Annotated in this window: 15 protein-coding genes; all 15 read right to left on the minus strand. The window is 29.2% G+C overall.

Going from position 1 to position 10,411, the window contains the following annotated elements:
* Positions 1-6: 6 nt before the first annotated feature.
* The 15 genes from lgt to RWQ74_RS02515 all read right to left on the minus strand — a co-directional run bounded on the left by lgt (position 7) and on the right by RWQ74_RS02515 (position 10,178).
* Positions 7-810 carry a prolipoprotein diacylglyceryl transferase gene (gene lgt / locus RWQ74_RS02445; RefSeq protein WP_314396474.1) on the minus strand — a complete coding sequence of 268 codons (804 nt, stop codon included), beginning with the start codon at positions 808-810 and terminating at the stop codon, positions 7-9.
* Between the two features lies 1 nt (position 811).
* The gene (hprK, locus tag RWQ74_RS02450; RefSeq protein ID WP_314396477.1) at positions 812-1,756 is read right to left on the minus strand and encodes an HPr(Ser) kinase/phosphatase; all 945 of its coding nucleotides are present in this window, start codon (positions 1,754-1,756) and stop codon (positions 812-814) included.
* Between the two features lie 15 nt (positions 1,757-1,771).
* On the minus strand, positions 1,772-2,131 hold the full coding sequence (locus RWQ74_RS02455; RefSeq protein WP_314396479.1) for a phage holin family protein: 360 nt from the start codon (positions 2,129-2,131) through the stop codon (positions 1,772-1,774).
* Positions 2,132-2,398: 267 nt separating this feature from the next.
* Positions 2,399-3,325, minus strand: coding sequence for a manganese-dependent inorganic pyrophosphatase (locus RWQ74_RS02460; RefSeq protein ID WP_314396481.1), 927 nt, complete (start codon positions 3,323-3,325; stop codon positions 2,399-2,401).
* 78 nt (positions 3,326-3,403) lie between these two features.
* Complete coding sequence (msrA, locus tag RWQ74_RS02465) at positions 3,404-3,892, minus strand: peptide-methionine (S)-S-oxide reductase MsrA (protein WP_314396483.1); 489 nt, start codon at positions 3,890-3,892, stop codon at positions 3,404-3,406.
* 391 nt (positions 3,893-4,283) lie between these two features.
* Positions 4,284-5,186: a YihY/virulence factor BrkB family protein gene (locus RWQ74_RS02470; RefSeq protein WP_314396485.1), complete on the minus strand. Its 903-nt coding sequence runs from the start codon at positions 5,184-5,186 to the stop codon at positions 4,284-4,286.
* Positions 5,187-5,188: 2 nt separating this feature from the next.
* Positions 5,189-5,437 carry a hypothetical protein gene (locus RWQ74_RS02475; protein WP_314396487.1) on the minus strand — a complete coding sequence of 83 codons (249 nt, stop codon included), beginning with the start codon at positions 5,435-5,437 and terminating at the stop codon, positions 5,189-5,191.
* A 427-nt stretch (positions 5,438-5,864) separates the two neighbouring features.
* Positions 5,865-6,056, minus strand: a complete 192-nt coding sequence (locus RWQ74_RS02480) for a hypothetical protein (protein WP_314160958.1) — start codon at positions 6,054-6,056, stop codon at positions 5,865-5,867.
* Between the two features lie 4 nt (positions 6,057-6,060).
* Entirely contained in the window at positions 6,061-6,675 is a 615-nt protein-coding gene (locus RWQ74_RS02485; protein WP_314396489.1) for a prepilin-type N-terminal cleavage/methylation domain-containing protein, read from the minus strand.
* On the minus strand, positions 6,653-6,937 hold the full coding sequence (locus RWQ74_RS02490) for a prepilin-type N-terminal cleavage/methylation domain-containing protein (RefSeq protein ID WP_314396491.1): 285 nt from the start codon (positions 6,935-6,937) through the stop codon (positions 6,653-6,655). Before RWQ74_RS02490 ends, RWQ74_RS02485 begins: the two co-directional genes overlap by 23 nt.
* On the minus strand, positions 6,924-7,367 hold the full coding sequence (locus RWQ74_RS02495; RefSeq protein WP_399540724.1) for a prepilin-type N-terminal cleavage/methylation domain-containing protein: 444 nt from the start codon (positions 7,365-7,367) through the stop codon (positions 6,924-6,926). The genes RWQ74_RS02490 and RWQ74_RS02495 overlap by 14 nt, the downstream gene beginning before the upstream one ends.
* Positions 7,342-7,674, minus strand: coding sequence for a competence type IV pilus major pilin ComGC (comGC, locus tag RWQ74_RS02500; protein ID WP_314160954.1), 333 nt, complete (start codon positions 7,672-7,674; stop codon positions 7,342-7,344). Before comGC ends, RWQ74_RS02495 begins: the two co-directional genes overlap by 26 nt.
* A 10-nt stretch (positions 7,675-7,684) precedes the next feature.
* On the minus strand, positions 7,685-8,731 hold the full coding sequence (gene comGB / locus RWQ74_RS02505) for a competence type IV pilus assembly protein ComGB (protein ID WP_314396493.1): 1,047 nt from the start codon (positions 8,729-8,731) through the stop codon (positions 7,685-7,687).
* On the minus strand, positions 8,706-9,674 hold the full coding sequence (comGA, locus tag RWQ74_RS02510) for a competence type IV pilus ATPase ComGA (protein ID WP_314396494.1): 969 nt from the start codon (positions 9,672-9,674) through the stop codon (positions 8,706-8,708). The genes comGB and comGA overlap by 26 nt, the downstream gene beginning before the upstream one ends.
* Positions 9,675-9,815: 141 nt before the next feature.
* Positions 9,816-10,178: a helix-turn-helix transcriptional regulator gene (locus RWQ74_RS02515; RefSeq protein WP_314396496.1), complete on the minus strand. Its 363-nt coding sequence runs from the start codon at positions 10,176-10,178 to the stop codon at positions 9,816-9,818.
* Positions 10,179-10,411: the final 233 nt, after the last annotated feature.

Genomic DNA, 10,411 nt, shown 5'->3' on the forward strand with positions numbered 1-10,411 from the left:
TCTTTTTTATGATTCTCTATACAAAATCTTTTTATCTTTATATTTTGTATTAAGCACTACTAAGTATATCAAACTTCCTATAACAAATACTAGTGAAAGGACTTGAGAAACTCTAAGACTTCCTAAATAAAGAGAATCTGTTCTCATTCCTTCAACGATAAATCTCTCTACTCCATACAAGATTAAGTATGCAGCGAAAACCTCACTTTGTGCTAGTTTATTTCTAATTAATAGAAGTATCACAAGTGCGATGAAACACCATAAACTTTCATATAGGAATGTTGGTTGACGATAAGCGCCGTCAATATACATATTTTCTATAATAAAGTTTGGAATAAATCTATCTTGCAGATATTGTTGACTGACTGCTTCACCGTAAGCCTCATGGTTGAAAAAGTTCCCCCAACGTCCTAACATCTGTCCTACTAATAAACTTGGTGCTATTATATCTAAAAGTTTAATAATTTTTATCCCTCTTGTTCTTGCAAAGAAGTATAACACTACAAATCCACCAATTAAACCACCGTATATCGCTATTCCACCATCCCAAATGGCTATCATACTAGCAAAGTCGCCTTTGTAAAATTCCCATCTAAATATTACGTAATATGCACGCGCAAATATAAATGCTATAGGTAAAGCTATTAGTAATAAATCAAGCATAGTATCTTTTTTTAAACCACGTTTTGTAGCTTCCATATCCGCAAGGTAATATGCAAAAAATACTGTCGTTGCAATAATAATTCCATACCAATAAACTGGTTTTGTAAATAAGTGAAAAGCTATCGGATCTAAGTAACCTAATGTCATATTATTCCACCCCATTATTCATATTTTTTCTTTTTATTTCTTCTGCTAATCGTGATGTAAAATCTTTAGCTGTGTTGATTCCCATTTGATTTAATCTGTAATTCATAGCCGCAGATTCTATAATGATTGCTACATTTCGTCCTGGTCGGACAGGTATTGTTTTCTTCTCAATTTTTGAATTTAAAATTTCTCTGCTTTCGTCTCCTAAACCGATTCGATCGTATAGTTTTTGTTCATTCCATGTTTCCAGATGAATGTTAAGCTGTAATCTTTTATCACTACGTACTGCCCCAGTACCAAATAAAGTCATTACATTGATAATACCTAGTCCACGAATTTCTAATAAATGCTTAATTAAAGTAGATTCGCAACTTCCGATTAAGAATCCTTTTTCTATCTCTCTTATATCAACCCTATCATCAGCTACTAGACGGTGACCACGTTTGATTAATTCTAACGCTATTTCACTCTTACCAATTCCACTCTCTCCTGTTAATAAAACTCCAATACCATAAACCTCAACAAATACTCCATGAACTGATGTTGTAGGTGCAAATACTCTTCGAAGGTGATTGGAAATATTCCCCATCAATTTCGTAGTATCTTGTCTACATCTTAATACTGGTGTATCGTACTTATTTGCAGCTTCTATTAGTTCCTCTGGAACTTCTAATTCTCTAGATATGATAATACATGGAGTTACTCGCGTACATAACATACGCATTCTTGATTTTTTCTCAACATCCGGAATTAATTTAAAGAATGATAATTCGCTTGTCCCAAGAATTTGAATTCTTTTTGGTGAATAGTGAGAAAAATACCCTGCAAGTTGCAATGCTGGACGAGATAACTCGTCTGTTGTAATTTCTCTATCTAATCCTTTTTCACCACTTATTACTTCTAAATTCAATTTTTCAGCAAGCTCTCTCGTTGTAATTTTTGGCATAATTTTTTTCCTTTTTTATTTCTTTTTAAATGTTTTTATTATTATCGTTCTTGGTTCAGTTTTAAATATAAAATTGAAAATTTTAATCGCTATAACTAAACCTATTGCTGTCCAAAACGATACTATCTCAAAATGTGGTGCCAATATATAAGAAACTGAATAAACTAATATAGTCCTTACTAATAATGAAAATAATCCTAAACTAAATATTGTTATTATTACAGTAACTAGCAATAATGGTCTAACTAATGTGAATAATATTGTAATCAGCAAGGCTCCAAGGAAACCATATATTGGATGATCAATTTTTAGTTTCCCTTGTGTTAAACCTGCAAATGCTATTACAACTAATGTGTTTACAATAATTTTCTTCAAAAAGGGCAAATATATTGCTTTAAATGTATCCATATATTTCCTTTCCATTGCTATTTTATATAATGTAGAAAGGGAGTGACTCAAAAATCGTGATTTCGGAGAAATCGATTTTGTCGAGTCACCCCCGCAAAGTTTATTATATCTCTAAAAGCTTTTATAATAAGAATTTAGATAATAATAAACCACTACGACTATGCGTTCTCATATAAACTTTTTAAATTGAGAATTTTAAGATTAGTCTCCTTTTAAAAGCTTATTTTTTAATAATTATTTTGAAAACTCTTCAGTAATTTGAGGAACTACTTGTTTTTTACGAGATACAACACCTTCAAGTGTCATAAAGTCATTTTCTAGAGTTTTCCCAAATGCCGCTGCAACTTTATCTTGTTTTTCACCTAATACTAGTACTTCTGAATCTGAAGTTAAGATATTAGTAATTACAAATACATATGCTGATAATCCTTTTGAAGAAAGTTCTGCATTGATTGCCACTTCTAATTCTTCTTTTCTGTCAGCCACTTCGTTAGCATCTACTGTGTTAATCTGAGCAACTACAAGTTTATCTGCTCCTAAAACGAATTCTTTAGCGTCTAAAGAAATTAGCGTTTCAGCTGTTTTATCAGTTGTTGATGCTCCAGCTTTTAGCATAGCAAGACCATATTCCTCTGCATTAACTTCAGCAATTTTAGCTAATTCTTCAGCTGCAACTTTATCTTGTAAAGTACATGTTGGAGATTTGAATAATAATGAATCAGAGATGATAGCAGATAACATTAAACCTGCCATTTGTTTGTCGATGTTAACATTTTGTTCTTCATAGATTTTTTTAAGGATTGTAGCTGTACATCCTAGTGGCTCAGCACGGTAATATAATGGGGCTGCTGTTTCAAAGTTTGCGATACGGTGGTGATCGATTACTTCACGAACAACAGCTTTTTCGATTCCATTAGCTGATTGTTGAAATTCATTGTGGTCTACTAAGATAACATGTTGTCCTTCTGCTACTTCCTCTACTAAACGTGGTAAACGTACGTTAAAGTATTCTAAAGCGTATTTTGTTTCATCATTGATTTCACCAAGTCTTACAGCTTCAGTATCCATCCCTTGTAATCTTTTTAAGTTGTTATATACGATACTTGAACAAATTGTGTCAGTATCTGGATTTTTGTGTCCGAAAATTAAAATGTTTGTCATTTTCTAACTCCTTGTTTTTATTTATACTTACTTATATTTTACCTTTTTTTAGTAATTATTTCAAACTTATTTTGAAAATTACAAGCTTTTTTTCGCTAAACTTAAATCTACATGGCAATAACCTGTAGGGTTCTTTTCAAGGTATTTTTGATGATACTCTTCTGCATCAATGTAGTTGTTTACTGCTTCTACTTCCACTGCAATTTTTTTAGTATAATTTTTTTGAAGTTCTTCGATAAATTTGACTACTTCTTCTCTTGTTTCTTCATCTACATAGTAAATTCCTGTTCTATATTGACGACCTCTGTCTCCACCTTGTTTATTGATACTTACTGGATCAATAATTCTGAAATAGTGACGTAATACATCATTTAATGGTAGTACTGAATTATCATATTTTAAGTAAATAACCTCAGCATGGTCTGTTGTTTTAATTTGTTGATAAGTAGTTTCTGCTGTTTGTCCATTGCTGTAACCAACTTTTGTAGTAATTACTCCATCAAGTTGTGAGAAATAACCTTCTACACCCCAGAAACATCCCCCTGCTAGATAAATTTCTTTTTCCATAGCTTAATCCTCTCAATCTTTAATCAATTATCTTAATTAAGTAACTACAATTATACTATAAAACTCTTTCTTTTTATATAATTATGCCTGAATTTCAACTCAACTGTAATAATATCAAACTAGCTTAATATAACGATCTACAAAATAAAAAAGGGAGTGACTCAAAAATCATGATTCCGAAGAAATCGATTTTGTCGAGTCACCCCTGCAAAGTTTATTAGATATCTGAAAAGCTTTTATAAAGCGATTTTAGATATCAATAAACCACTGCATCTATGAGTTATCATATACACTTTGTTAAAATTTAGGATTTTTGGGTCAACCCCTTTAAATATATTCTACTAAATAATGTAAAGCTTTCATAAGCTAAATTCAGCATCAATATTATCTTCTATTCTGTCGTATGAGTTTCTTCAAATACTCTATGTTCTACTTTATAATTATGGAAAATTGCGTTAATTTCCGCTCCGATAATTAAAATATATCCTGTAATATATAACCAAAGCACGAACGCCATAAAAGCTCCAATTGTTCCATATGTTTTAATATAACTTGAAAAATGATCAATATAGTATCCAAACAGTTTACTTACTATTATCCAAGAAATTGTTGCAAATATAGCTCCTGGTATGATGCTTATTGCTTTAAGTTTCAAATTTGGTCCCATAGTATATAAGAACACAAAAATTAAAAATATAAAAAGTACTGGTAGACTAGAATTTAATACCGACCACAAATTATAATATCCTTCATCAAGATTAAATTTATGGAAAAGTATATAGGTAAGCTGTTTCCCAAATACGATTAAAACTAATGCAACAAACATTCCAACTAAAAATAATGCTGTTAATATCACACTAATTAGTTTTGTAACTATCCATATTCTTCCATCACGAACTCTAAATGCGTTGTTAAAGGCTATAATTATTCCATAAATACCGCTAGAGGCTGACCAAAGCGTAAATACAATCCCCACTGTGATAATCGTGTTATTTTTATTATTTAATACCTCTGAAATCATATCAAAAAGATAATCACCTAAATCACCTGGCGCATAACTTTGAATCTTCTCTAATAAAAATTGCTGATCAATTTTAAAATATGGAGTTAATGCTAATGCAACAATCAGCATAGGAAATAAAGATAAAATAAAATAATAACTTAAATTTGCTGAAAGTAATGATATTTCATCATACATAACTCGATAAAACATCTCTTTAGCAAATTTTTTAATAGTTAGCTTACCTTTGGGATTATCTTCGTAAAATGAATAATTTTTTTCCGGTATAAACATAATTATAAAATAAATTTCGCTACTGTTTTAGCAGCCTTATAATACATCGGTAATGATGATACAGATAATAAATTTAAACTTCCAATAGGAAACTTATTTTTTTCAGATACAACATACCCTTTTCCTTCTAAATACTTTTTAGCTTCTTCTACTTTTGCACGTTCTTCTGAACTAAAATTTTCTTTTTTGTGAAATACTGCAACTGCTAATGCTCCTGCACTCACAAGTCCTAATAATAATTTTTTACCCATTTATATCTCCTTTAAATGTAATTTCAACTTTTGACAATATAGTAATATTTTAAACCATTTACTTAAACAAAGCAATAGTTAATATATTTTCAATTATTATAGTATAATATAATATCTTTAAATTTTTTATAGTTTCAAAAACTTAATGATTATCCTAGCTCCCCCTTTAATATTCTCAAAGTGATTCGTTTTTTGGGAGTGACTCAAAAATCATGATTTCTTAAGAAACAAGATTTTGTTGAGTCACCCCTGCACAGTTTATTAGATATCTAAAAAGCTTTCATAAAGCGAATTTAGATATCAATAAACCACTACGTCTATGAGTTATCATATACACTTTTTTTAATTTAGGACTTTTTGGTCAGCCCCAACAAAATAAAAACTCACCCTAATCGCATTATTTTAATTAGGATGAGCCTTCTTACTATTATTTAGACTTATTATTTTCTTTTAGCTGTTCGGTGATTTTCTTATCATAATAATCGTTCAAATTCTTCATCGTATACATTTTATTAATATAAATTCCCACTATACTAAATAGAACTGTAATTACCAGTAGCGTTACAAGTAAAGAAGCTATAATGGCATTTGCTCTTTTATGATTTTTTATTTTTATCATAATATTAACTTCCCTCCTCACCGTGGCTAATCGGCTTAATTTTTTCTATTTCTGCTTTATCTTTTCCTTGCTTTTCTTTTTCTTCTTTTGCCTTATCATCTTTATCTTTTTTCTCTTTTTCTTTTTTCTCTTTCTCTTCTTGAGCTTTTTCTTTATCTGTTTTTTCATTTTTTACTCTCAAGTACATATCACGTTTATGACTGTTTTTATCAACAAGAGAAATATGTATTATATCATTTTCTTCAGATAAATTATATTCTTTTAAATTTTTTAACAGAAGAATAAACCCAGCAAAGTTATGTGAATTTTTATATTTATCAATGTAAATGCGGTTGTCTATGAAATTAATTCTTACATCTTCTGAATCATCTTTGCTTTCCATTAAAATATAATGTTTTTCCTGAGTGACTTTGGCACTCTTATTATAAGTTTCTAATATTTTTCTATGAGCTAATGCATATTCATAATTTGAATAGTCTAAGAATCTTTTTGATGTATTTATCGTAGTCTGAAGTATTAACATAAGTAGTAGAGTTAGTATAACCAAAAGAAACAAAGATACTGTTAATTCTAATAATGTAAATCCTTGCTTATTTTTACCTATAATCGACTTTTTCACCTGTTTGTTCATCCTCAATTTTTGCTGTGCTTCCACTTACACTTATGTAATAATTATCTCTTCTTGTAGTAAAACTACTCTCTTTATAGTGACTACAAATTTCTTCATACAATATTTCTTTCATCTCTAGCTCTTTTTCAATTTTATACAAATTTGAATACTGCTTAACCATATTTGGAATTAAAAACACAAATAGTAACGAGCAAATAAATAGTGAACCTATTAATTCTATAAATGTAAAACCTTTCTTATTGTATTTCATCAAGTGTCACATATCCAGTATCAAGGTGAACAATTATCTTATATGCACTATTATCAAACTTCACATTAACTGTATTCGCCTTAGATGCTAGATATCCTCTCCAATATTCAAATTTTACTGATGCTGCTCCAATCTTTGCCTTTCCATTTTTACGTATTTTCTTCCAATGTTTCTGCCCATCATATAAAACTGCATATTCATTATCACTCGAAAAAAAGCAAATATAAGATCTATCCTTACCTAAACTTTTTGTTTGAACATTATAAATTTCAGAAACTAATTCATTTACCGCTAATCTTTCTTGATATTTATCGTAAGAGTTTATAGAAATTCTTGATAAAATTATTACTATAATACTCACTATCATCAAAACAGCTATCATCTCTACCAAAGAAAAACCGTGCCTATTTTTGAAGAGTCGCTTTTCCATTTGCTATTACTATTTTTTTGCCATTTGGTGCCGTACTAGCTTTGTCTGCAGGTCCATCTAAATAATGTTTTTCAACTAGTTTTTCAAATGTAACTTCTTTATCTTTTTCATTAATTTCATATGCTGTTACTTGAGCCTGAACTGTTTTTTCATAAGCTTCTGAGCTTTTATCTTTTGCAGTGTCTATATTCTTAGTAATATTAGGCACTATAAGGATTAATAGTATTGCTATTATAAATAGCACGATAAGCATTTCTATCAGCGTAAATGCTTTTTTACTTTTTAATTTTTTTATTATTTTTTTCATAAGTTCCTCCTTATCTTAGCGAGCTAGCCATGTTAAAAATTGGAAGTAATATAACCATATACAATCCAACTATTACTACGGCTAAAATACCGAATAAAATAGGTTGTAATTTTTTTAAGTTTCTATCTAATGATGTTAGAAAAGTATCTAGCATCAATTCACTAAATAATTTTAATTCTTTGTCAATCAAACCATTATTTTTCCCGTGGCTTACAAATTTTTGAATTGAGTTATCAAAATATTTAATTTTTCCTATAGCTTCTTCGAAACTTATACCTTTGTCTAATTCCTGTAATATGTCTTTTGAAAATTGAGTTAGGTAATAATCATAGTTTTCTTCAACCATAACTTCTAAAGCTGTTTTCAAAGAAAATCCGCTCATTAGAAACAAGCTTAACTCCATAGAAAATCTATAAGAAAAATATAATTTAGAATAGTTCCTAACTTTAGGAATATATATAAGTGATTTTAAAAATAGATTTGGTTTATATTTAATTGTATAAAAAATGTAACTTATCCCTAAAAGGGTAAGTAAAAATATTATAGAAATTAATTTTGGAATATAGTATAGTGATTTGATTAATATAATAGTTTGGAGATCCATCTTAATATTAGATGAAGTATAGATGTTCTCAAATTGTGGAATTACTAGCGCATTAAACACCATGATGAGACATATTAGTGTAAGTGTTAAAAATAGTGGATATCTTAAAGTTTTTATTACCTTTTCTTGTTGTATTTTTTGTATTGTTAGATATGTTTCTACTTCTTGTAGCATATCTTCTATTCTGCCATAATCTTCTGCAAATTTTATTTTACTAATAATTAATTGTGAATATCCAAGATATTCCAATATATCGGATAATTTTTTTCCATTAGAGAGTTTTTCTTTTATTTTTATAATTTCTTCATCAGCAACCTCATATTGTATTAGCAAAAACTCTAAAGAATCTTCTAACATATATCCATGATTAATCAATTCATACAGACGTTTAATAAAATATATCTTGTTCTCTTTATCTAGGGCTTTTTTAATATCCCCATTTTTCTTTTTCATCAGTCGTGATTAATCCTTTCTCACATGCTAATTTAAATTTTCTCTGTAAAGAGTTTTCATGTATTTTATTATTATCAATGTATTCATGGATGTCTTCTTTTTTCAATATTTCAGTTACTAATCCTCTTTTTCCATTTGTTAAATTTACCAGCCTTTGCGAAATTATGCAAATCACGGTTTGTTTGATATCTTCTAATGATAAGTTTAAATCTCTTAGTCGATTTATTACTCCAATAGAATTTTCAGCATGAATTGTACTCAAAACTAAATGTCCAGAAAATGATGATGTAATTACCTGGCTTGCAGTTTTATAATCACGAATTTCTCCAATTACCATCGCATCTGGATCACAACGTAGTATAGATTTTAGTGCGTTATCATAATTAATTCCAGCTTTTTCATTTACTTGCATTTGAATCAAACTAGAAATCTTTTTCTCTACTGGATCCTCTACTGTTATTACCTGCTTATCTCTACTTGCTAAGTCACTTGCCAATTTATACATAGATGTTGATTTACCACTTCCTGTAGGTCCAGAAAATAATATTAGACCATACGCTCTTTTGGAAAGTTTATTTATATACTTGCTATCTTCATCAAATATACTATAATCTACATCTTCTAATTCGTTTATAAAAATTCTGACTACACAACCTTCATTTAATTCATTTAAAGGTAACGTAGAAACACGTAGATAGTAATCTTTTTCGTTGTACTTATATACGAAACGCCCACTTTGTGGCTCTTTATTTCTCGAAATATCAATATTTGAGTTATATTTTAATAGCGAAATTATCGCTTCTATCTCCCTATTTGAAAATTGTTCATATTTACTCAGATGTCCTCCTACTCTGAGTTTAATAAAGGAATCTCCCGATGTATGTGGATATATATGAATATCACTGGCTCTTTTTTCTATTGAATCATTAAGAATCTGGTTCATTAAATTTTTTATATCAATAGCTATCACCCCATTTCCTCAAGAAAAGGAAAATATAGGCTAAGTATTCCTACCTAGCCTATATTTAAAACTATTAATTTAATATACTACATTATAACTCTATAGCCTAAGTATTTGAGTATGTTATAGATTTATATTTCTAGAAAAAGAATATCCCCTAAATCTTCTCAAAACTTCTTCTACTAATTTACAATCCTCACTGTCTAATGATTTAATCATATCAATTACTTCAAAGTGAGTATCTGCCAACTCTTCTGGTTCCCCTTTTTCAGTTTTATAACCAACCAGTTCATCAATAGAAACGTTATATAGTTTTGCTATAGATACTAGTGTTGCAACGTTAGGTTCGTTTCTTCCGTATTCCCAGTTCGCATATACACCATGAGATGATAACTCTAGTTTATCTGCTACAGTTGACATAGAGTAATTGTTCCTTTTTCGAAGTTTTTTTAAGTTTTGTGCCAGTAATGTTCCTTTATTCTTCAAAGTAATCCTCCTTTCTCATCTATAACCATTATACCTTGTTTTTTATAAAAAATCAAATTAAATTATAAATTTTTGAACCTTTTTTTTATGCTAATATGAAATATTATTTTCAAATTATGTGTAATTTTTACAGAAAAACTGCCAAGAACTTTGATATGTCAACCATGGATAAAAATAAAAGGGTCTCCAAAATTTAGGACTGATGAGAAGGGTCATGAGCTTAAAGCTCATGA

This window comes from uncultured Gemella sp. (assembly GCF_963525165.1).
Classification (GTDB): Bacteria; Bacillota; Bacilli; order Staphylococcales; family Gemellaceae; genus Gemella.

Coding starts and splice junctions, on each gene's coding strand:
- lgt (WP_314396474.1), bottom strand. CDS start 810: ATGACATTAGGTTACTTAGATCCGATAGCTTTTCACTTATTTACAAAA.
- hprK (WP_314396477.1), bottom strand. CDS start 1,756: ATGCCAAAAATTACAACGAGAGAGCTTGCTGAAAAATTGAATTTAGAA.
- RWQ74_RS02460 (WP_314396481.1), bottom strand. CDS start 3,325: ATGACAAACATTTTAATTTTCGGACACAAAAATCCAGATACTGACACA.
- msrA (WP_314396483.1), bottom strand. CDS start 3,892: ATGGAAAAAGAAATTTATCTAGCAGGGGGATGTTTCTGGGGTGTAGAA.
- RWQ74_RS02470 (WP_314396485.1), bottom strand. CDS start 5,186: ATGTTTATACCGGAAAAAAATTATTCATTTTACGAAGATAATCCCAAA.
- RWQ74_RS02475 (WP_314396487.1), bottom strand. CDS start 5,437: ATGGGTAAAAAATTATTATTAGGACTTGTGAGTGCAGGAGCATTAGCA.
- RWQ74_RS02480 (WP_314160958.1), bottom strand. CDS start 6,056: ATGATAAAAATAAAAAATCATAAAAGAGCAAATGCCATTATAGCTTCT.
- RWQ74_RS02490 (WP_314396491.1), bottom strand. CDS start 6,937: ATGAAATACAATAAGAAAGGTTTTACATTTATAGAATTAATAGGTTCA.
- RWQ74_RS02495 (WP_399540724.1), bottom strand. CDS start 7,367: ATGGAAAAGCGACTCTTCAAAAATAGGCACGGTTTTTCTTTGGTAGAG.
- comGC (WP_314160954.1), bottom strand. CDS start 7,674: ATGAAAAAAATAATAAAAAAATTAAAAAGTAAAAAAGCATTTACGCTG.
- comGB (WP_314396493.1), bottom strand. CDS start 8,731: ATGAAAAAGAAAAATGGGGATATTAAAAAAGCCCTAGATAAAGAGAAC.
- comGA (WP_314396494.1), bottom strand. CDS start 9,674: ATGAACCAGATTCTTAATGATTCAATAGAAAAAAGAGCCAGTGATATT.